The sequence below is a fragment of the Glaciecola sp. 1036 genome (assembly GCF_050306235.1).
In the GTDB taxonomy this organism is placed as follows: Bacteria; Pseudomonadota; Gammaproteobacteria; order Enterobacterales; family Alteromonadaceae; genus Glaciecola.
In genome coordinates this window covers 1-21067 of sequence record NZ_JBLWFH010000025.1, presented here as the reverse complement: position 1 = coordinate 21067, position 21067 = coordinate 1, and the positions used below count along the sequence as shown (strand labels likewise).

Below are 21067 nucleotides of genomic sequence, written 5' to 3'. Positions count from 1 at the left end.
AAGTGAAACGCCCTGTGCGGAGCCGCATGCAGGGTGTTGTGGGGGCTGAGGGTTAGAGACCCTTGGCTACCCGATTAGGCATTTGCCTCTACCGCCCACTTTTTAAACCACTTTAAAGGTAACATTACAGACTCAAAATTTAATTTACGGAGTTCTTCGATTGAGTATGCGTTTGCCAAATAGAGGTCCCATTGTGTTTCTACATCAGCCAGAATCGGCATAATATCTTCTATTTCTTTTGGCGCATCTAGCTCACTGTATTTATTCCAGAACATCTCACACCACTCAGCTATTTGCTTATGCGAATAAGGAGACTTATCTGGTATCGCGCCGTAACCGAGTAAGACCAGTAAGTTTTCTTTGCAGTACTCGAGTTCTATTGGATTGCTTCGTCATATGAAGCCATTCGGTCAAAAACACTATCAACTTTAAATTCTGAAATGTAGATATTCATTTATGTGCATAACACAACAACTTATTAGCGAGCATCTCGCATATGTACAAAAGTGCAGTAGATTCGTTGCTAAAATCCTTTTGGTCTAAACTCCTGTTATACAACATTTAATTTTAAACGGTCAACTTTAGTTTAGGTTTGATTTGGCTGGATTTCGCGAGCCTGTATTTAGAGGGTTTTCTCGATAAATACGGATTTCTTTGTTATCTACTGATTTTATTAGAAGTTTAAATAGTGTATAGGATGCCAATTTGGCTTGTTTTGTGTTCTATAGCGAGCTTATATCTGAGTGCTATTAAAAACCAAATTGTTATGACGGGATAATTGGGATTTTATCGTTTGGCGAAAACAAAAAGGCCAGCATAAGCTGGCCTTTAGAATCGATTAGTAGTTTCGAATATTAAGCTAAGATTTTAGCTACAACACCCGCACCTACTGTACGACCACCTTCACGGATTGCGAAGCGTAAACCTTCGTCCATCGCGATTGGTGCAATTAGCTCAACAACAAACTTCAAGTTGTCGCCAGGCATTACCATTTCTACGCCTTCTGGTAACTCTACAGCACCAGTTACGTCTGTTGTACGGAAGTAGAACTGTGGACGGTAGCCTTTAAAGAATGGCGTGTGACGGCCACCTTCGTCTTTACTTAGTACGTATACTTCTGCTTCGAACTTAGTGTGTGGGTTGATTGAACCAGGCTTAGCCAATACTTGACCACGCTCTACGTCATCACGCTTAGTACCACGTAGTAGTACACCAACGTTCTCACCTGCACGACCTTCGTCTAGCAACTTACGGAACATTTCAACACCAGTACAAGTCGTTTTAGTAGTCTCTTTGATACCAACGATTTCTACTTCTTCACCTACTTTAACGATACCTTGCTCAACACGGCCAGTTACTACTGTACCACGACCTGAGATTGAGAATACGTCTTCGATTGGCAAGATGAATGGCTTGTCAATGTCACGCTCTGGCTCTGGGATATAAGTATCTAAAGCTTCACCTAGCTCTACGATTTTCTTTTCCCACTCTGCGTCGCCTTCAAGAGCTTTAAGTGCAGAACCTTGGATTACTGGTAAGTCATCGCCAGGGAATTCATATTCTGAAAGTAATTCACGTACTTCCATTTCTACTAGTTCTAGTAGTTCTTCATCATCAACCATGTCACATTTGTTCATGAATACGATGATGTAAGGTACACCTACCTGACGACCTAGTAGGATGTGCTCACGCGTCTGAGGCATTGGGCCGTCAGTCGCTGCTACTACTAAGATTGCGCCGTCCATCTGTGCCGCACCAGTGATCATGTTTTTAACATAGTCAGCGTGTCCAGGACAGTCTACGTGTGCGTAGTGACGAGTAGGTGTGTCATATTCAACGTGTGAAGTTGCGATTGTGATACCACGCTCACGCTCTTCAGGTGCGTTATCGATTTGGTCGAATGCGCGGGCACTACCACCGTAAGTCTTTGCCAGTACAGTAGTGATTGCCGCTGTTAACGTCGTTTTACCGTGGTCAACGTGGCCGATTGTACCTACGTTTACGTGCGGTTTCGTACGTTCAAACTTTTCTTTTGCCATTTCTATTTTCCCAGCAAAGTTAATTAATTTAATTCATGTAGGAGAACAGAGAATGGTGCTGATAGGCAGATTTGAACTGCCGACCTCACCCTTACCAAGGGTGCGCTCTACCAACTGAGCTATATCAGCATTGCTTATCATTGGAGCGGGCAGCGGGAATCGAACCCGCATCATCAGCTTGGAAGGCTGAGGTAATAGCCATTATACGATGCCCGCAATCCGCTATTCTCTGGCCACCTCATGAGAAAGTGGTGGAGGGGGCAGGATTCGAACCTGCGAAGGCTGAGCCGGCAGATTTACAGTCTGCTCCCGTTGACCGCTTGGGTACCCCTCCAGAGATTGATGGTGCCGGCTGCCGGAATCGAACTGGCGACCTACTGATTACAAGTCAGTTGCTCTACCAACTGAGCTAAGCCGGCACTGCATCAAGTGGGTGCGAATTCTAGTGTAAGGTTTGATGTCTTGCAAGCATGTTTTTACAAAAAATGAAGTTTTTTTTGCAAAAAAGTTCGAATGACTAAATATCGTACTATTTTAGGCGCTTTCTTCTGCTAATTTGCCATTCACCGACACACAGGCAAGTCCAGTTAATACTATGTTTGGATGAAATTCCGCCAATTGTTTAATATTTTGCGGCAAATTATCAAAAATTACCCCGCCATTGCCGCCACTGATAATTATTTTAAATTCTGGTGTCGCCGATTTTATCAATTCTACCGCCATTAGGACTGTTCCAACTGCTTGAGCAATTGCGCCTTGGGTAACGCAAACTGAGGTATCCTGTCCAAAATTCACTTTGTGTAATACTGAGTCATCTTCAAATACTCTCTTTGTGTTTTTCAATAAAGCAGCTTTGGCGGTCTCTATTCCAGCGGTTATCCACCCGCCCAGATGATGTTTGTTTACCACTGCGTCTATTGTAATAGCTGTTCCTGCGTCTATCACAAGAAAGTCTTGATGGGTTAAAAAATGTCCGGCAACTATTCCCATCCATCGATCACTTCCCATGTTGCTGACAGTTTGATAACTATTTACCAGACCGAATGCTTGTTGTTGAGAACTTACCAAGTGACAATTTTCTTTTTGTTGTTTTATCTTTGCTAATAAAACCTGAATTTGTTCATCGCTTTGCACGCTGCACACATAAACGTCTTTCGCTTGGGAGACTAAAAGATCTAGTTCTTCAGGCGTAGTGTATTTGGGTGTGATGGTTCTAATATCTTGATCAGCAAAAAAATGCGCTGTTTTTAGGTGAGTATTGCCTTGATCAATCAACAGACTATAGCTTTCTGACACTGATCTCTCCCCCGTGGTAGGGCTTTATTTCACCATCGACTTCTAGCAATAAAGCGCCGCTTTGATCAATACCTCTATTGATGCCAGTGGTTTTATAATTGCCTGATAACAGGGCAACTGGTTGATCACGAAACACATCAGCGGTTTGCCATTCATCCACAAAGGGACCTAGCCCTTGTACTTCGAACTGTACTAATAAGGATCGCAATTGATTAATCAATTCGCCTGCCAACAAATTACGATCAACTCTGTGTTCGGAAATTTGCATAAGGTCAGTAAATGCCTGATCAATGCCAAGATCATCTTTAGGTAAATTGACGTTTATACCTATGCCTATAACCGTTGAGGTTACGCCTCCCACTTGGCCCTCAACTTCGATTAGTATCCCGGCCAGCTTTTTGTCATCCACATACACATCATTCGGCCACTTAAGTTTCGCTTGTGCGTAACCTAAAGTTGATAAGGTGCGTTTTACCGCAAGCCCTATTAATAAAGAGAGTCCTGCAATGGACTGATATCCGCTTTCAAAACGCCAGCTCATAGACAAATATATACTTGTACCAAAGGGTGACACCCATTTGCGCCCTCGTCGTCCACGCCCTTGCGTTTGGCATTCTGCGATGCACACTGCGCCTTTAGGCAAATCTGCCAACTGTTGTTTTATTTCGTCGTTGGTTGAACCCACGATATTGAGAACATTCAACCTGTGCTCTTCAAATGTATGGAGATACTGTTCTATCTGATTTTGATCTAATAAGGTCAAGGGTTGCGCAATTTGATAGCCACGGCCTTTTACACTGAAAACATCAAGTCCGTAATCTTTTAAGCTTTTCATATAGTTTGATATTGAACTACGGGTGATATTCAATTGAGCTGCCAATGATTCACCACTGACGAACTGACCTTCACTTAACGCTCGTATAATCTGTGTTCTAATTTGATTTGGTGACATTTTTAACGTCATAGTTTACAAAGTTACAGGCCCTGACTTTCCAATAAGCTGGACTTCATTATGCAGGGCGATATTAAAAGTCGCCAACACTTTGCGTTTAATTTGTTTGGCCAAGTTAAGCAAATCATTACCATTCCCCTCTCCTGTATTCACAAGCACCAAAGGTTGATTTGCATGGCATGCAATATTCCCAATGTGATGTCCTTTAAAACCTAACTGATCAATTAACCAAGCTGCGGGGACCTTTATTTTACCATCGGGTGCGGGATAGTGAGGAATGTCAGGGTATACCGATTGAATATGAATGTAATGCGGCAAATCAATCACAGGATTTTTGAAAAAACTACCTGCATTGCCTTGCACCTTTGGATCTGGCAGTTTTTGTTGGCGGATATTAATCACTGCGTCAAAAATTGCCTGAGGTGTTGGATCCGTTAATTGATTCAAAGGCGCATAATTAATGCAAGCTTGATAATCTTTGGGAATCGCAAAATTTACCGAGGTAATAATTCTTCTTCCCGGACGATCTTGTTTAAAAATACTATCACGATAACCAAATTCACATTCTTTATTGTTAAAGTAGCCCATGCGCTTACTATCAATATCGACAAATTCCACGCTGTGAATAAATTGATTCACCTCGACACCATAAGCACCAATATTTTGCATAGGCGCTGCGCCCACTGTGCCAGGAATGAGTGCTAGGTTTTCTAAACCGTACATCTTATTTTTAAGGCAATATTTAACAAATTGATGCCAGTTTTCACCTGAGGCTACGTTTATATGAAAAAAGCCTTCGTCTTCAAAAACGCTAATGCCGGTTAACTTGTTTAGTACAACTATGCCATCAAAGTCATCAACAAAAACTGTATTACTGCCTTCGCCGAGAAAAATAAAAGGCGTTTTTTCAAATTTATCAATGTTCTGCATTAAACCATCTAGATCTTCGATGGTCATAAACTCATTGCAAGAAGCTGATAAACCAAAAGTGTGGAAGGATGCTAGTGAATGCAAATATAGATTTCCTATATCGATTAGTTGAGAACTAGATTGTTTTCATAAGTTTAACGCTATGTTAGCAAAAAATACACTGGGGTATTGCAGCTAATCTAGCGAAAAATTTTGTATTGGACAATACTGCACATATTAAACTTGGAGAAGTTCGCCGTAAATGCGTTTTATTATTAGCCTAATAATCATCTGCCAACTTTCGTTTTTTAACGCGGCTTCTGCTCAGCCAAATCTTAGCAGTGGTTTTTTCAATCAAAACTATATTGAAGCGCTTAAGCAAATGCAGCGAAATCCCAGTGCCTTTTTAACATCAACTGAAAATCTGCAATATTCCGCCATACAAGACTTTCAAACCCTAATGCTCAGAGCCAAAGCTTACAAAGCTCAGGGCAACAATGAACAGGCGATTATTGAGCTCAAAACAGGTATAGCCGCTAGCTACACAGATGCCTTAACAAGCGCTTCAGTGATCCGAGCCATCTTATATGAATATTTAAGTGAATTGCAATTAGAGCAAGGTAAGTTGCAAGATGCGAGAGAGTCCATTACTCAAGCCATAGAAAAAAGCAATAATAACGCTAGTTTGAAAGAATTGATTACGCGACTGATTAAACGAGCCCAAATTGATTCTCAATTAGATGCCGACATGAGTGCTTTGCAAGATCTTCAACTTGCTTTCAAGCTTGCTTATACATTAGAAGACAAACCGCTTTTAGCTGAAATTGCAGTGTTCATAATGACCATTCATCAAAAGCGAAACGAGCACAATATCGCCGTATCTTATGCTACCCAAGCCATTGAAATTTTACGAAAAGTTGGCACTCAAAAGCTGTATGCAGAAACCTTGTTGCAAGCGGCAGAGAGCTTAATAGCGCTTGATCAGCTTGAATTAGCAATTGGTAATTTAAATGACCTAGCGCATATTGAAAGGGAATTAGATGACAAAAATCTAATTGCGCTGGCCAGTTATTTAAAAGCAAAAATTGAGTTGCAACTGGGTAATCCAGAGCAGTCGATAGTTCTGGTTAATCAGGCATTGAATTTGTTTTCCGGCTCTCACTATAAGGAAATCGCAAGTGCTCATTTGCTGCTTAGCAGAGCTTACACACAGATGAACGACATAGACGCGGCAATTGAAAATCTTATCGTCGCATTTAATCTCGTTAAACAACAACCTGACGTATTTAAATTGCTGCAAAATCTGCATTTACAAAGAGCGGAGTTATTAGCGAGGCTGAATCAACCTGAAGAAGCCTTTAATGTGATGAAAAATCTAGTAAAAGTAGGTCAGCTAAATCGCCCTATAGGTGAAATTCAAGGTATGTTAGATATGCATGCAAATTTTCAATTGCAAATGCAACAACAAGAAAATGCTGAACTTAAATTGCTTAACCAAACCCAGTTAAACGAACTTGAAAATCGTAAAATGCTATCGCGTTTATATTACGTCATTATAATTTTGCTCTGTGTTGCCTCTATTTTATTATTTTTGCTTTTTGTGCGCACGCGGCACCATCGACAAAAACTCGAGCAAATCGCCCATGTTGACCACCTAACAGGGGTCTTTTCTCGACGACGAATATTTGAAGTGCTCGAATATCAACAAGATATGTTTGCCAGAAACAAACAGGCTTATTCTTTGGCAATTGTGGACCTTGATCATTTCAAAAAAATAAATGATGAGTACGGCCACCAAATGGGAGACGAAGTGTTAAAAGCTTTCGCTCAATTAGCCAAAGAGAGCTTTCGTAAAACCGACAGCATTGGGCGAATAGGTGGTGAAGAGTTCTTATTTATTTTTCCGGAAACACCTATGGAACAAGGCGAGAGGCTACTTAATTTGTTTAGTGAAGAAGTTAAAAATATTTCTTCAAACCTCAAACTTAAAGAAGCTGTGACTATTTCTGCTGGCATCGTTCAGCCGCAAAACGATGAAATTCCGAGTGATGCAGTTAGGCGCGCAGATAAAGCGCTATATCAAGCCAAAAATAATGGTCGTGATCAAATTGTAAGCAATTGATTCAGTAGGCTAGATTTAGACGCAGACTTGTAGTTTACTAAATAAAGAATTCACTAGTTAGCTTGATTATGTCATTTACCAATCAAACCATTTCCACCCAAGATATCAGTATTACTGAGGTTGAGCTTAATCCTTTGTCACCGAAATATATGCAAATTAATCTTGCGCTGGTGACCATTTTTACCGTTATTCCTATTACTATTTTAGTATTTTTAAGCTTTAACTGGCTGTTTGAAATGCCTCAAGGTTACATGGACAATTTGCTATGGTTCATTAGTATTGTTTTTGCTTTTGGTGCCCTATTTTTTATTTATCATTGGCTTGCTGATCCGAAAAAGGGCTACGCTTTGCGCGAGCACGATCTGCATTTTCAAACTGGCCTAATTTTCAGAAAACACATTTGCCAACCCATTTTGCGCATCCAGCACATCGAAATTAAACGTGGTCCAATTGATAGGAAAGCCGGTTTAGCAACCTTAGAAGTTTATAGTGCTGGCGGCGTTCACCATACCTTTCATATTCCAGGCTTACCTCACGAAACAGCGAAAAAGTTAAGAAGCTTTATTTTAGATCATACGGACTTGACCCTAGATGAGTGATGAACAAAACAGCAGTGCTGTATTGCAACTGGATGATTCAGAAGCCAATTGGTCACGAGTTGCACCCATTGCCATGGCCTACTTTTTTATTAAAGGCTTGTATCTGTTTGTGACAAACGGCCTGCTGTATATGCTGCCGGTGCTAGTGTTACAGCGTGATAAGATTCTTGAACACCCGATTATTTTAGGCCTTGTGGTCATCGGCATAATCTTGTTTTTCTTGGTCATGTCTGTGCTGCGATATTTCTTCTATTTTTATCGTCTTAGTGGGGAAAGAGTCGAAGTTCGTCACGGCGTTTTTAAAAAGTCTCATTTAGATCTTCCTTTTAATAAAATTCAAAACGTTAAAATAGAACAGCCTTTTTATTATCGATATCACAAGTATGCGACCGTTGAACTTGAAACGGCGGGCTCTGCTTCTCAAGAAGCCAAAATTGTTGCTCTAAAATTAGATGTGGCAGAAGCCTTTAAGCGCAAAATTCTGAATATACAGGATAAGCAATCCAGTACTTCTGCCACAGCGACTGCAAACTCAGATAATTCAACTTCCACTCATCACTCAGACGATGAAGTGGTATTAAACACACGCTCCATAGTGGATTTAGTGATTCATGGCATTACTAATAACAGAGTTTGGATTTTTCTTGGTGCTGCTGCTCCTTTTTACCAAACCATAGCTGAAGATATTGGCGATATATTGTTGTCTTTTGGTTTTGATATAGCAGCCTTTCTAGATTTTGAATCCCTTAGCATGGGTATGTTCCTGCTACACGCGTTGTCCTTAGTCATGATCATTATGCTGTTATTGGTGAGCTTGTCTGTAATTGCTTCAATTTTTGTTTTTTATAATTATCAGTTAAGCAAACATGGAGATCGCTATATTCGTCGTAGTGGCTTGATCACTAAACAAGAAGTCAGTATGAAAGCTAGCCGCATTCAGGTGGCAACACAACAGCAAGACTGGCTTGATATTGTGATCGACCGCGCAAACGTTCGACTGGAACAAAACAGTTCAGGTGTACCTACTGCCAATCAAGCAGGACAGTTGAGTAGTCCAAGTAAATTGATTGTACCTTCGGTGACTCGCAAGGAATCAGATTTCATAATCGGCGATGTTTTTGGTGTTGAATCGTTAAATGCCATGCATTTTACACCTGTAAGTAAAAGACTCATGTTGCGCTATCTAATCTGGCCTGTTGGCCCTATATTGCTAATTTTGCTTGCAGCATTTATCGCCATTAATCCTACACTTACAGGCTGGTTGGCTTATTTGGGTATTTGCTGCTTTGTTAGCTTTTTAGCCTTTATGCGCTGGTATAGGTGGGGCTATTGCATCACTGAAGACTATATTTGTGTAAGACGAGGCATGTTAGGGGTAGATTTAAGTATTTTTCCAAAACGCAAATTACAACAAGCCAAATTTAAACAAACCATTTTTATGCAAAAACATCAGCTTGCGAGTATAAATTTTGTGTTGGCTTCCGGCGGACAGAGTATTCCTTATATTCCAGCACAAACGGTGGCTGAAATTATTGATGAAAGCTTACTTTTAGTCGAAAGAGATAAACCCGCCTGGATGTAAAGTTAACGACTAAATATCCATTGACCTTGCTGGTTAACAGTTCGCTCTAACTGTCCATCAAAGTACAAGTAATTTAAATGTGATAACGCCTCTGCAATCGCAAAGAACATATTGTGCTCATTTAGAGGCCGTTTGAATAACACAGGTAAGCAGGCTTTTACAGTTTGTGGCTCTGTAGCACAAAAAGCCAATAAATTATCTAAAAATGTCTGATGATGTTGCAGTAACTCATTCACCCTTTGGTGCAAACCAGTAAATGGCAGCTTATGAGCAGGCAATACTTGGGTATTTTTAGGTAAGTTTAGAAATTGTGGTAGTGTTGATAAATAAAGCGCTAGCGAGTTAGCGTTGGGCTCTGTACTGTAGACCCCGATATTTGGCGTGATATCAGGTAAAATATGATCACCTGATAGTAGCGTATTGATTGCCTCAGAATATAAACAAAGGTGTTCCGGCGAATGCCCTCTTCCAACGATTATTTGCCAGTCGATGCCCGCCATTCTTAATGTTTGCCCATGGGATAAACGTTCGAATTGCAATGGGATTGGTTTCACCACTTTACCAACGCCACCTTTTTTCTCTTTGGCCTGTGTTACATATTCATCATCCATGCCGCAAAGTGTTAAATAATTTAAGTCTTGCCAGTTACTCGCCCCATTTGGGCCTGCCGATAGACTACGCGCCATAAAATACTCAGCAAAACTCATATATAAAGGCACTTGGTATTTATCAACGATATAACCGGCCATGCCAATATGATCTGGATGCATATGGGTCACAATCACTTTAGTGATCGGTTTATCTAGCGAAGCAAAAATCGACTCCCATAATGTTTGCGTACTGCTCATGCCAATACCAGTATCCAGCACAGCGTAGCCACCATCATCTTTAATGAGATATAAATTGATATGATCTAATGCAAATGGCAATGGCATTCTTAACCAAAAAACGTACTCGTTTACCTTAGTTAATTGACCAGATGCTGGCAGTGGTATATCTAATGGCGTTACATGCATGCGGTGTACAAAAGTTGATTTGACAGCCTGCTATCTCACAATAGCGCCTGTTGTTTATCAACATTTTTTGCTGAATTTGCAAATATAGGCGCTATTGATAGATGAGTTATTGTCTGGAAAAATCAGTCGCTATGTAAGGCGTCTATTGGGTTCAGTTTCGACGCTTTTATGGCAGGAAAAACGCCAAACCCAACGCCAACAAACATACAAATACTTAATGAAAGTACAATGGCAGGTAGTGACCAAGATACCGCCCAACCTGAATAAAAGCCGATGATTTCTGATAAGACCAAACCAAAAAATATGCCTAACAAACCGCCCATCACAGAAATAGTGAAACTCTCGGCGATAAACTGTAATCGGATATCTTGTTGAGTTGCGCCAACTGCTCGTAATAAACCAATTTCCTTGGTTCTTTCCATCACGTTCGCCAACATGATGTTCATAATGCCAATGCCACCCACCAACAAGGAAATACCTGCAACACAAGCCATAACGATATTGAATATTTGTTGCGTTTGTTTTTGTTGTTCTAAAAGAGCAGCAGGAATTATCAACTCATAATCATTAAGTTCGCCGTGGCGTAAACTTATAAGACGATTAATGGCTTTTGCTGCAATCACAGGGTCAGTATTTTTTGCAATATTGAGTTTAATATTATCAAGTTCGCTGGCAAGGGTATCGCTAGCAAATTTTTGTGTACTGGTCTTTAACGGCACAAAGATTCGATAGCGGTCACCGCCTATTTGCACCCCTTGAAACTCGTTTTTATTGCCCTCTGGTGCATTTAGCACACCAATTACCTTTAGCCATACATGATTAACCTTTACGTATTTGCCAAGAATTTGCGTTTTGTCGTTGATGTAATCGGGAAACAATTCATTGGCCGCATCTGCGCCTAAAACTGCCACTTGAGCTATTTTTCTGTTGTCTTCATCACTGAGTAAACGCCCCTGATTAATGGTTAAATTTCCATTTTCAAAATAAGAGGTGGTTACCCCAATTGCGCGTGCATCACTTTTTGCGTAGTCACTGTATACATCATGCATTTCAATATTTTTAGATGCACTGTAACCTTCTACAAAGGGTAAGGTGGCTAGTGCCGCATGAACATCACCTAAATTTAATCCTAACGACTCTTCACGAATCTCAACTAATTCTTCTTTTTCATATTCTTTGGCGTTCACTATGATGTTATTTACGCCCATAGAATCAATAAGTTTCAACGCTTCGCGTTCTGCGCCTTCGCCAATGTTAAGCATGGCAATAACAGCACCCACACCGAAAATCATGCCTAATAAGGTTAAAAATGTTCTGAGTTTTTGAGATGATAACTCTTGGATTGCATCCGCAATCAGCACTTTATAATGAGCAATTGACAACATTAACCTTGTCTCACTTTGTTAGCTTCAGGCTGGCTAAGGGCGATAACATCACCTTGGGACAGTCCTTGAGTAATTTCAACCACATACAGATTTTTACGACCACTTGAGACTTCTTGTCTAACAAAATGGTCGCCATCTTTTAAATACACATAGGTGTTGCCATTTTGGTGATGCAAGGTTTGAATCGGAACAACTATGGTTTCACTTGGTGCTTTTACAAAAATCGTTGCGCTCAATTTGCGACCAGGTTGCATAATAGATTTATCTTGCTGATCCAATGACGCTGTCAATTCAAAATAAGTCACTGGATTACCTCTTTCAATAGTACGAGGAAAACCTGACACATTGGTTAACTTGCCGGTGAATTCTCGATCAGGATAAGCATCAAGTTGAATATCAACAGTCTGACCAATTTCTAAATCTATAGCATCGTTGGCTTGCACATAAATCTTGGCCTGCATGTTTTCTAAATTTGGAATTTGTGCAATTGCTCGCCCGGGAAATATGGTTTGTCCCACAGAAGGTTTTTCACCTCTACGATCTTTTTCATATACCAGTAAGCCAGCATAAGGCGAGACTACCTCTAAACTAGAAAGGGCAGATTTTAACATTTGATATTTAGCATCCACACCAGATTTACGAATATCCAATACAGCCATTTGGCTATCGTGTTCTTCGTCAATACTGTGTTCTTTCCAATCAAGGAAGCCGTCTTTTGCTTCTAAAAAGTCTCTATTGGCAAGAGTATCTATGATTTCCAACTGGGAATAGATGCGTAAATCATCTATTGCGAACCTATCCACAAATTCAAATTCATGTCCTACATAGGTTTGATCTGAAGATACTTCCTGTTTTTGTTCTCTTTGCTGTGCAATACTCTTTAAAATGTCTTGTTCAAGCTTCAACAGTTCGAATTCTTCTTCTCGGCTATCTCGTTGAATACGCTCAGCATCAAAACGCGCGATAACTTCGCCTTTTTCAACATAAGAATTTTCATCTTTCAGCCATGCCAAGGTCATAGGTTGGCGGCCTGGACTTAGAATTTTTTGCGATTGGGCAGCTTCTACTTCCCCGAAACCAGACACTTGAATACTAAAATCAGAGGCTTTTACTTGATAAGTCGGAATAGATTCTTGTGGCGCTTCACTGCATCCTAACAAACAAAACGCAGCTAATGTGAGTGGTAAAACGAACTTCATGCTTTGTCACCTGCCAATTCAACTGTAGCCTTCATACCTGGACGCATGATAGCCAAGTCCATTTGATCTAGCGTTACCCATGCATCAAATACGACTTTAAGGTTATTCTGAGATTTAAACCGATACGCCTGACCTAATTCAGTAATGCGCCCTTTAAAGGGTTTTTCTGGAAAAGCGACTAAGGTGACCCTTACTTCGTCACCTAGTTGTACTTGTGAAGTAACAGATTCATCAAATTCTACTTTTACAGCAATATTATCGAGTGCTGGTAGCGACATTAATCGGCGACCCATAAACACAGTATCACCTATAGCTGGCTTCTCGTCTTCACCGTCAGGGATCAGAGTGACCATACCTGATTTAGGCGCTGTTATGCTAAGTTTGGCAATACTGTCGTTGATTTGCTCGACTCTAAATTTGGCTTTTTCGATTTTAGCTTGTTGCACTTGTTCGCTTATTACCATGGCGGTTTTATGCTGCTCAACTCGCTGAATCGCTTGATTGTATAACTCTGTGGTAATTTTAAATTCCGCTTGCTGCTTTTTACGTTCGATTTCTGATCGAGAAACGTCAGTAATCTCGACTTTGCGTTTGGCAATATTCATATTTTTCTTAGCTTCAGCTAGATCTAATGTCAATTGCTCCAATTCGGCATTATTTTTTAACTTTATTTGTTCAGCTTCTTTTATTTGCGCCTCTAGCTCACTGTTTCTGCCGATAAGATCATTTCTTAAGCTTTGAGCATCGAACTTAACCACCAAATCCCCTTCTTTAACAATAGAGTTTTCTCTGGCCAAAAATTCAATCTTGTATTCCCAAGTACGAGGAATATTCGGTGGCGAAATAGACACTTCTTGCAAAGATACCAGCTCTGCCGGTGCCGTAACCGCCCTTTCAACGGATTCTTTAGTAGTTTTAGTTAGGTTTTCTTCTTCACCACAGGCTGTAAGTCCAAGCAAAGCACATAACACTAATAAAAACTTAAGATTTGCCTTAAACATTGTTGCCACCTTTAGTATTTTTGGCCTCAGCAATGGCTTGTTCTGTCAGTAACAAACGTACGCTCATACCGGGTAATAAATCCAATGAAATATCTGAATCAAAGGTAATAATTGCTGGGAAGTAAGCACTTTTACTCCAATTGGGACGGCTTTCACTTTGTTTTGATATTTCTGACAAGGTGCCTGAAAAACTTTTGTTGGGAAAAGCATCTAAGGTAATTAGTACTTTTGTACCTTCAACTAAGCCAACGGCGTCTATTTCATGGATCCAGGTTTCAATTTGAAACTGATTGGTAGATTGCACATCCATAATCGTCCAGCCCGGACGCACATTCATTCCTGCAGCAACCTTTTCGCCAGTCCAAGGATGAATTGCATAACTTACAGGTCCAGAAAATTGCGCTTCAACTCGCAGCTTTAACATTATGTTTTCTAAATACTCTATTTGGTCTTTAGTCTGCATAATATCAACGCGTTTTTTAGTCATTTCTGCTTCACGCTCTTGTTTTGCGCGAGCCAAAGCTTCCTCTGATTTTACTTGTTCTAATAGTGCTCGTTGCAGTTCTAACTCATATTGTCCTTTGTCATAAGCACTGACTTCTCCATCAGGGACTGATGCTTCAATACGCGCTTTGTCGACACGCATTTTTGCCACTCTAAGGGCACCATCTGCATCAATTACTTTTTGTTCTTGTTCAAGTTCTAGCTGTTTGTATTCCAGCTCCAGACGGTCTAAATTTTCTTGGGCTGTTAATAGTTGGTTTTGTTCTGTTGCCCCATCAAAGACGATAATTGGATCGCCTTTTTGCACGACTTTACCTTCTTCTTCCATCCACTGAATTTGAATTTGCCAACGGCTACCTTGAGGTGAGTTTACTAATTGTTTTGCCGAAGACCCTATGCGTCCAGTCAACAGCAAGTCGTTAGCTTGAACCGTTAGACTAATCATACATAAAGCTGCCACCATTACCTTATGCATGAAGTTAAATTTATTCATTGATTATCACTCCGTCTTTCATCCGGACAACCCGTTGAGCAAATTCAGCTATATCATCTTCATGGGTCACCATGACTATCGTCTGCCCTTGCTGATGTAATTCGGTTAATAGTTCCATAATTTCATGGGAGGTTTTACTGTCGAGGTTACCTGTAGGCTCGTCAGCCAAAATTACGGACGGTTGATTTACCAGAGCTCTCGCGATAGCGACACGTTGACGTTGACCGCCTGACATTTCAAAGGGTTTGTGATGTTTACGATGAGACAGACCCACCCTATCAATGAGTGCATTTGCCCTTTTATCTGCTTCTTCTTCTGAAACGTCGGAGTAGCGCAACGGTAGTTTCACGTTGGCAACCACGTCGAGTTTTGGCAACAAATGAAAGGTTTGAAAAATGAAACCTATGTGTTTATTGCGCACGCGAGATAATTCGCTGTCTGTCATTGATGCAACGTCTGTATTGTTAAGTTTGTACACGCCTGAATTTGGCGTATCCAAACAACCCAAAACGTTCATTAGTGTCGATTTGCCTGAACCTGAACTTCCCATGATAGCCACGAATTCGTTCTTTTCTATGGTCAAACTGACATTATTGATTGCCGTTACAATTTCTTCGCCATTTTGAAATGACTTTATAATATTTTTTAGTTCTAGCATGAGTTCTCATCGATAACACTATACAGCTACATTGCAAAGGTTTTGGTAAATATGCGAGCCATTGCAATGGGTTATCCGCTTGGACACACTAAGGGTGTCTCTTGGTTTTAAGAGTTTAAATTATAATCGAATCAAGGCTGATTACACTACTTATACAGCAATATCAGCATGTCCGATCTATTTGGTTATTTTATTATAAATATCCGATAGTTAATGAATTTTATTTGGTAAATTAATTATGTATTAATGCTTTGTAACAATTTAATCACGAAAGTTCATTCTCGTTGGGACAAGGTTTTGCTTGATTTGCACAAACTTCCTTGCCAGAGTAATTGGGTTAGCCATTTTAGAAGAGGATACGGCCATCGCAGGTTCAACTTTACTTACGTTATTAGATGACATCGCTACCATGCTAGATGACATCGCAATTTTGTCGAAAGTAGCAGCAAAAAAGACGACAGGCGTGCTCGGCGACGACTTGGCACTAAACGCCGAGCAAGTGTCAGGCGTCACCGCAAAACGAGAATTGCCTGTGGTATGGGCGGTCGCCAAAGGCTCATTTTTAAACAAAATAATTTTGGTGCCCAGCGCGCTCTTGATTTCGTATTTTGTGCCTTGGTTAATTAATATTTTACTTGTCATTGGTGGTTTGTACCTTTGTTACGAAGGGGCCGAAAAGCTAGTGGAAAAATTTCTTCATAAAGCAGGGCCGAATCATCACATGGATATTTTGACCAATCCCGATATTGATGTCGTAGCTCTGGAAAAGGAAAAAATAAAAGGCGCGATAAAAACCGATTTTGTGCTTTCCGCTGAAATCATCGTGATTATTTTAGGTACAGTACAGGAATCTTCATTTTCCACCCAAGTAACTGTATTAAGCTTTCTAGCAATTATTTTTACTGTCGGTGTTTATGGATTAGTGGCATTAATTGTCAAGCTTGATGATATGGGCTTGTGGCTTCTGCGTAAATCTGTTTCTGGTAACTTCAATACACTACAACGCAGTTTAGGTCGAAGTATTCTTATTATTGCGCCTAAATTAATGGTTTTGCTGTCTATTGTAGGTACTGCGGCCATGTTTCTCGTTGGCGGCGGCATTATTATTCACAGCATAGGATTTTTACATCATATTCAAGAAGCATTTCAACAGATGTTAACAATGCATTGGTTATTAGCCAGTAGCATTGATTTAATCGCAGTGGCTATATTTGGTATTGTTGCGGGAGGTGTTTGCGTGGCAATAATTGAAGGGATTAAAAAAATAAAAGGCTAGCAAGTTGCTAGCCTTTAGGTCTAGTTTATTACAACTCATCCATAGAGCGAATTTCTGGAGTTCCCAAAGCTTCTTCTACTTCTTGTTTGATTTTCTCAGCATCACCGATAATCACCCAAGTTAGTTTATTTGGATGTATCACTTCTGCTGCGGCTTTTTCTAAATCATTCACAGAAAGGCTATTGTACTTCTCTACCAGCGTTTCTGGATAGTTGAATTCTCTACCGAAACGCTCGCTTGATAATAGGCTTCCGATTACAGAACCTGCCGTTTCAAATTGTCCAGGCAAAGAACGCGTGCTGTCTAATCTTGCACGTTCAAGCTCATCTTCCGTAGGTGGTTTATCACCTTTGTAAGCAACCAATTCTTTCATTAATTCAGAAAGAGATGCACCAGTCTTATCAGTCTGTACAGGCGCATAGACCATAAAGGGTCTTTGACCTTTTGCATCCTGAAGGAAAGTGTAGGCACCATAGGCCCAACCTTTATCTTCACGCAGATTCATGTTTACTCGTGCAGTGAAAGCTCCACCAAGGGTCTGGTTCATTGCATCAATCGCGATATTGTTTTCAGCCCCAGTAGAGGGTGCTAAATGAGCGGCTAGAATCAAAGATTGCTGAGATCCAGGTCTATCTACAATAATCACTTTTGATTTTTCAGGTAAGGCTACAGTTTCAACCTTTTTGCTTGGTTTGCTGCCTGTTGCTTCCCATTGACCAAAGGCTTTCTCAAGATTTGGTTTGATTTCTTCCATGCTGGTATCACCAACAACAAATATAGTGGCGTTGTTTGGCCCCATCCAAGTGTCTTTAAATGCAACCAAGTCATCACGTGTGATAGTGGCCACATCTTCTGCTGTACCTGTGCCGGTAAAAGGCAAACCATAAGCATGGTCTTCACCATAAATAAGAGGCGGAAGTACAGTTAAGGCAATCGACATTGGGCGTACTTTTTGTTGAGCAATGTCATTTAGAATTAACGCTCGCTGCCGCTCGATTTCTTCGTCACTGAACGTAGGACGAAGAAGTACGTCGCCTAATATCGCTAAAGAAGCACCAGCGTTTTCTTTCAACATCGACATTCTAACTGTAGTTGTATCTAGGTTTGAACCTACAAACAAATTAGTACCAAGTTTTTCTAGCTCTGCAGACAATGCCAATGCGTCATATTTACCTGCGCCTTCATCTAACATACGGCTGGTAAAGTTCGCTAATCCAAGTTTACCGCCAGCATCAGCAGAATAACCCGCATCAAATTGAACAGCTACGTTGACCACAGGAATGGTCGAGCGCTCTGCTAACACAACGTTAATACCATTTGTTAATGTAGACGTTTGAATGTCAGGGAATGTTAATTGCGTTTCTGATGTAATATCTGGTATGCCAGTACTACGGTCAATACCTTCACCCTTTGCCGCATATTTAGGGAAAGGAACAACAGTAATTTGATGCCAACCGTCACCTAACCAAGTTCTGGCTGCATTTAATACATTTTTCACATTGGCTTGATCAAGTTCTTCTAATTCTTGTTTGAAGAAATTAGGATCCCCAGCAATCATTTCACCTTTAGCTAGCGTATCAGCTTTACCGCCGAACCCACCAACACGTTCAAGACCACGAATGGTTGCCGCTTTTGTTTTGGTCGAAACTAACTTAACTTCTTCTTCAGTTGGACCGTTGATTAAGAAATTATCGATGATTTTATCCATTTCTTTCTCAACAGTAGCAGGATCTTGACCTGGCTTAACATCTACGATGACACCAAAAACCGATGCCATTTGTAATTCCATGTTAAACACAGATGCACTAGTAGCGATCTGTTGATCATATACTAGCTCTTTGTACATGCGAGAATTTTTGCCGCTACCTAGAACACTAGCTGCAATATAAAGATCCGTTGAAGTAGGATCTGTGTCTTCTGGAGAAACCCAGACACGGTAAATACGGGTTTGAGGTACTTTATCTTGAATAACTTCACGAGAGTTTTCTTTGCGTTTTGGTACCCAAGATTCCCATTTAGTTAATGCTGGACCTGATTCAATGTCTGCAAAGTATTTCTCTACGAGCGGCTTAGCTTGCTCAGCATTAATATCACCACTTAGTACGAGAATTGCGTTAGCGGCACCATAATATTGTTTAAACCAATTTTGAACATCTTCAAGAGAAGCCGCATTTAAATCATCCATTGAACCAATTGGTAAATGAGAGTAAGGATGCCCTTTAGGAAATAAATTTAAGAAAATACGTTGAAAAACTTTACCGTATGGCTGGTCTTCACCTTGGCGTTTTTCATTTTGAACCACGCCTCTTTGTTCATCCAGCTTATCTTGAGTCACAGCACCTAAAAAGTGGCCCATGCGATCTGATTCCATCCACAAAACACGATCAAGCGCTGGTGTTGGGACGGTTTGAAAGTAATTTGTACGGTCAAAACTTGTCGTACCGTTAAGTCCGGTTGCCCCTGCTTCTTGCAACGGACCAAACCATTCATCGTCATAGTTCTCAGATCCGTTGAACATTAAATGTTCAAATAAATGTGCAAAACCCGTTTGGCCATCCGGCTCGTCTTTCGCACCAACTTTGTACCAAACCGCTACAGCTACTACTGGCGCCTTTCGATCTTCATGCACAACAACCGTTAGTCCGTTATCAAGCTGAAATTTTTCATATGCGATATCAATATCTTCAGCAATCGCATTAAAACTACCACATAAGGTTAATAGTGCTGAACCTACTAACCCAAACATTTTTTGCTTACTCATAGAGTCCTCTTGATTATTAATAAGGCAATCTATGTAAGTATCCTAAATTTAACACTTTGATGCTGAGTAATTATGTAACGATTTGTTGCAAAAACAACTTAAGTGAAAATATTAGTTAAAACTCTTATTTGAATAGGTATCGCAACGTTTTTTCCAACCAGGTAGCCATTTCAATTCCTTTTCTTTTTGAGGGGAATTATTAACTCTGTTGGTTAGCACTTGCTTGCATGCCTTGGTAAAAGCTTGTTGAGTATTATCATCCATTGATAATAAAACTTGTTGTAATCCCCACCCCTGATTTTCGTACCTTTCATTAGGAGAGATTCCCTCGCCTTTAAAGTTGATGTAATCAACTAGTGAATAAATACCTTCAGGGCTACTAAGAAGCGCATTGTACCTTTGTTTAAACAGATCGCTCTGATCTTGGCGTAATTGAATCGCTATTTTGTTAAAAGCAGCCTGCATTCTTTTAGTAATAAACGATAATTGTATTGAAAACGTCGATTTTAGAAGAGATTTTAGTTCAGCTTTTTGAATTTTAGCTTGTTCAGACATGAATTCTACCTTTGAGCTCCAAGGGCAATCCGCATTATCATTTAACCATTCTGGCAAAGAAATACCTTGGGATTTCATGTGAAGCAATAAATCTGGAAATGTTTCTGTAAAAGGGCTTTTTAGCCCTTCGGGGAACCAGATAAAATGCCCTATACCTAAGGATGCAAAGTCTTCATTGTCATTCCAAGCAACCAAATATTTATCGTTTCCACCTGTTTCGTTACGAAATATTTGTTCACCTATTGCAGTTAACTGTGCTTGTGACAAATCGCCAACGCCAGCACTAGAAAATTTTGAAAAAAGAAAAAATACTAAAACCACAAAACAATAAACAACATTATTCATTCAATTAAATACCAAAATAAAAAGAATCCCTAATACATTAACAAAAATGGAGCCGTAGTTCATTTTTTTAAGCCCCTACATCCCACGAACGTCAACGCCTAGCACCCCCCACTAACAATGGAGTCGTAGTGCATTGTTGCTATCCCGTGATTTAAATAATGGAGTCGTAGTTCTTTGTTTTTGCATGGCCGGAGGCTTGATGCTTGTTGGGTTACAGAGCAGTGTAATTAATGCACTACGGCTCCATTGTTTTTTATGCATAAAAAAAGCCCCAGTCTCTCGACTAGGGCTTCTTCTGAATTGGGAGTCTGGCGATGTGCTACTCTCACATGGGGAGACCCCACACTACCATCGCCGCAAATACGTTTCACTTCT

Annotated in this window: 17 protein-coding genes and 4 tRNA genes; 4 read left to right on the top strand and 17 right to left on the bottom strand. The window is 40.3% G+C overall.

Features of this window, described 5'->3' with window-relative positions; all coding sequences use genetic code 11:
* Positions 1-74 precede the first annotated feature (74 nt).
* The 9 genes from ACNKW3_RS19640 to murB all read right to left on the bottom strand — a co-directional run bounded on the left by ACNKW3_RS19640 (position 75) and on the right by murB (position 5301).
* The gene (locus ACNKW3_RS19640) at positions 75-275 is read right to left on the bottom strand and encodes a hypothetical protein (protein WP_427401036.1); all 201 of its coding nucleotides are present in this window, start codon (positions 273-275) and stop codon (positions 75-77) included.
* Positions 276-854: 579 nt separating this feature from the next.
* Positions 855-2039 carry an elongation factor Tu gene (gene tuf / locus ACNKW3_RS19635; protein WP_427401035.1) on the bottom strand — a complete coding sequence of 395 codons (1185 nt, stop codon included), beginning with the start codon at positions 2037-2039 and terminating at the stop codon, positions 855-857.
* A gap of 53 nt (positions 2040-2092) precedes the next feature.
* Positions 2093-2168, bottom strand: a tRNA-Thr gene (locus ACNKW3_RS19630).
* A 12-nt stretch (positions 2169-2180) separates the two neighbouring features.
* Positions 2181-2255 (bottom strand) — tRNA-Gly (locus ACNKW3_RS19625).
* A 33-nt stretch (positions 2256-2288) separates the two neighbouring features.
* A tRNA-Tyr gene (locus ACNKW3_RS19620) sits at positions 2289-2373 on the bottom strand.
* Positions 2374-2382: 9 nt separating this feature from the next.
* A tRNA-Thr gene (locus tag ACNKW3_RS19615) sits at positions 2383-2458 on the bottom strand.
* A gap of 115 nt (positions 2459-2573) precedes the next feature.
* Positions 2574-3335 (bottom strand): type III pantothenate kinase, encoded by a 762-nt coding sequence (locus tag ACNKW3_RS19610; protein ID WP_427401034.1) that lies wholly within the window; start codon positions 3333-3335, stop codon positions 2574-2576.
* Positions 3319-4287 carry a bifunctional biotin--[acetyl-CoA-carboxylase] ligase/biotin operon repressor BirA gene (gene birA / locus ACNKW3_RS19605; protein WP_427401033.1) on the bottom strand — a complete coding sequence of 323 codons (969 nt, stop codon included), beginning with the start codon at positions 4285-4287 and terminating at the stop codon, positions 3319-3321. The genes ACNKW3_RS19610 and birA overlap by 17 nt, the downstream gene beginning before the upstream one ends.
* Positions 4288-4302: 15 nt before the next feature.
* Entirely contained in the window at positions 4303-5301 is a 999-nt protein-coding gene (gene murB, locus ACNKW3_RS19600; RefSeq protein ID WP_427401032.1) for a UDP-N-acetylmuramate dehydrogenase, read from the bottom strand.
* A 157-nt stretch (positions 5302-5458) separates the two neighbouring features.
* Between murB and ACNKW3_RS19595 the strand changes: the two genes are divergently transcribed.
* The 3 genes from ACNKW3_RS19595 to ACNKW3_RS19585 all read left to right on the top strand — a co-directional run bounded on the left by ACNKW3_RS19595 (position 5459) and on the right by ACNKW3_RS19585 (position 9499).
* Complete coding sequence (locus ACNKW3_RS19595) at positions 5459-7318, top strand: diguanylate cyclase (protein WP_427401031.1); 1860 nt, start codon at positions 5459-5461, stop codon at positions 7316-7318.
* 68 nt (positions 7319-7386) lie between these two features.
* A complete protein-coding gene (locus tag ACNKW3_RS19590; RefSeq protein WP_427401030.1) occupies positions 7387-7917 on the top strand; it encodes a PH domain-containing protein in 531 nt (176 codons plus the stop codon).
* A complete protein-coding gene (locus tag ACNKW3_RS19585; RefSeq protein ID WP_427401029.1) occupies positions 7910-9499 on the top strand; it encodes a PH domain-containing protein in 1590 nt (529 codons plus the stop codon). The genes ACNKW3_RS19590 and ACNKW3_RS19585 overlap by 8 nt, the downstream gene beginning before the upstream one ends.
* Positions 9500-9501: 2 nt before the next feature.
* Here ACNKW3_RS19585 and ACNKW3_RS19580 read toward each other — a convergent pair whose 3' ends face one another.
* The 6 genes from ACNKW3_RS19580 to ACNKW3_RS19555 form a co-directional block, all read right to left on the bottom strand.
* Positions 9502-10515 (bottom strand): MBL fold metallo-hydrolase, encoded by a 1014-nt coding sequence (locus ACNKW3_RS19580; protein WP_427401028.1) that lies wholly within the window; start codon positions 10513-10515, stop codon positions 9502-9504.
* Between the two features lie 122 nt (positions 10516-10637).
* Positions 10638-11900, bottom strand: coding sequence for an ABC transporter permease (locus ACNKW3_RS19575; protein WP_427401027.1), 1263 nt, complete (start codon positions 11898-11900; stop codon positions 10638-10640).
* A complete protein-coding gene (locus ACNKW3_RS19570; RefSeq protein ID WP_427401026.1) occupies positions 11900-13099 on the bottom strand; it encodes an efflux RND transporter periplasmic adaptor subunit in 1200 nt (399 codons plus the stop codon). Before ACNKW3_RS19570 ends, ACNKW3_RS19575 begins: the two co-directional genes overlap by 1 nt.
* On the bottom strand, positions 13096-14100 hold the full coding sequence (locus ACNKW3_RS19565; RefSeq protein ID WP_427401025.1) for an HlyD family secretion protein: 1005 nt from the start codon (positions 14098-14100) through the stop codon (positions 13096-13098). The genes ACNKW3_RS19570 and ACNKW3_RS19565 overlap by 4 nt, the downstream gene beginning before the upstream one ends.
* Positions 14093-15097 (bottom strand): HlyD family secretion protein, encoded by a 1005-nt coding sequence (locus ACNKW3_RS19560; RefSeq protein WP_427401024.1) that lies wholly within the window; start codon positions 15095-15097, stop codon positions 14093-14095. The genes ACNKW3_RS19565 and ACNKW3_RS19560 overlap by 8 nt, the downstream gene beginning before the upstream one ends.
* Entirely contained in the window at positions 15090-15755 is a 666-nt protein-coding gene (locus tag ACNKW3_RS19555; RefSeq protein ID WP_427401023.1) for an ABC transporter ATP-binding protein, read from the bottom strand. The genes ACNKW3_RS19560 and ACNKW3_RS19555 overlap by 8 nt, the downstream gene beginning before the upstream one ends.
* A gap of 364 nt (positions 15756-16119) precedes the next feature.
* Between ACNKW3_RS19555 and ACNKW3_RS19550 the strand changes: the two genes are divergently transcribed.
* Positions 16120-17031, top strand: coding sequence for a DUF808 domain-containing protein (locus tag ACNKW3_RS19550; RefSeq protein ID WP_427401037.1), 912 nt, complete (start codon positions 16120-16122; stop codon positions 17029-17031).
* Positions 17032-17059: 28 nt separating this feature from the next.
* On the opposite strand, the gene ACNKW3_RS19545 is transcribed toward ACNKW3_RS19550, so the two are convergent.
* Together ACNKW3_RS19545 and ACNKW3_RS19540 are read right to left on the bottom strand one after the other, a co-directional pair.
* The gene (locus ACNKW3_RS19545; RefSeq protein WP_427401022.1) at positions 17060-19792 is read right to left on the bottom strand and encodes a M16 family metallopeptidase; all 2733 of its coding nucleotides are present in this window, start codon (positions 19790-19792) and stop codon (positions 17060-17062) included.
* A 111-nt stretch (positions 19793-19903) separates the two neighbouring features.
* Positions 19904-20692 carry a hypothetical protein gene (locus ACNKW3_RS19540; RefSeq protein ID WP_427401021.1) on the bottom strand — a complete coding sequence of 263 codons (789 nt, stop codon included), beginning with the start codon at positions 20690-20692 and terminating at the stop codon, positions 19904-19906.
* Between the last annotated feature and the right edge of the window lie 375 nt (positions 20693-21067).

What these genes read in the sequence shown, in the direction of transcription:
- ACNKW3_RS19585 (WP_427401029.1), top strand. Translation starts at nt 7,910, where the DNA reads ATGAGTGATGAACAAAACAGCAGTGCTGTATTGCAACTGGATGATTCA.
- ACNKW3_RS19540 (WP_427401021.1), bottom strand. Translation starts at nt 20,692, where the DNA reads ATGAATAATGTTGTTTATTGTTTTGTGGTTTTAGTATTTTTTCTTTTT.
- ACNKW3_RS19590 (WP_427401030.1), top strand. Translation starts at nt 7,387, where the DNA reads ATGTCATTTACCAATCAAACCATTTCCACCCAAGATATCAGTATTACT.
- ACNKW3_RS19560 (WP_427401024.1), bottom strand. Translation starts at nt 15,097, where the DNA reads ATGAATAAATTTAACTTCATGCATAAGGTAATGGTGGCAGCTTTATGT.
- ACNKW3_RS19555 (WP_427401023.1), bottom strand. Translation starts at nt 15,755, where the DNA reads ATGCTAGAACTAAAAAATATTATAAAGTCATTTCAAAATGGCGAAGAA.
- ACNKW3_RS19595 (WP_427401031.1), top strand. Translation starts at nt 5,459, where the DNA reads ATGCGTTTTATTATTAGCCTAATAATCATCTGCCAACTTTCGTTTTTT.
- ACNKW3_RS19570 (WP_427401026.1), bottom strand. Translation starts at nt 13,099, where the DNA reads ATGAAGTTCGTTTTACCACTCACATTAGCTGCGTTTTGTTTGTTAGGA.
- ACNKW3_RS19545 (WP_427401022.1), bottom strand. Translation starts at nt 19,792, where the DNA reads ATGAGTAAGCAAAAAATGTTTGGGTTAGTAGGTTCAGCACTATTAACC.
- birA (WP_427401033.1), bottom strand. Translation starts at nt 4,287, where the DNA reads ATGTCACCAAATCAAATTAGAACACAGATTATACGAGCGTTAAGTGAA.
- ACNKW3_RS19565 (WP_427401025.1), bottom strand. Translation starts at nt 14,100, where the DNA reads ATGTTTAAGGCAAATCTTAAGTTTTTATTAGTGTTATGTGCTTTGCTT.
- ACNKW3_RS19575 (WP_427401027.1), bottom strand. Translation starts at nt 11,900, where the DNA reads ATGTTGTCAATTGCTCATTATAAAGTGCTGATTGCGGATGCAATCCAA.
- ACNKW3_RS19640 (WP_427401036.1), bottom strand. Translation starts at nt 275, where the DNA reads ATGTTCTGGAATAAATACAGTGAGCTAGATGCGCCAAAAGAAATAGAA.
- ACNKW3_RS19580 (WP_427401028.1), bottom strand. Translation starts at nt 10,515, where the DNA reads ATGCATGTAACGCCATTAGATATACCACTGCCAGCATCTGGTCAATTA.
- tuf (WP_427401035.1), bottom strand. Translation starts at nt 2,039, where the DNA reads ATGGCAAAAGAAAAGTTTGAACGTACGAAACCGCACGTAAACGTAGGT.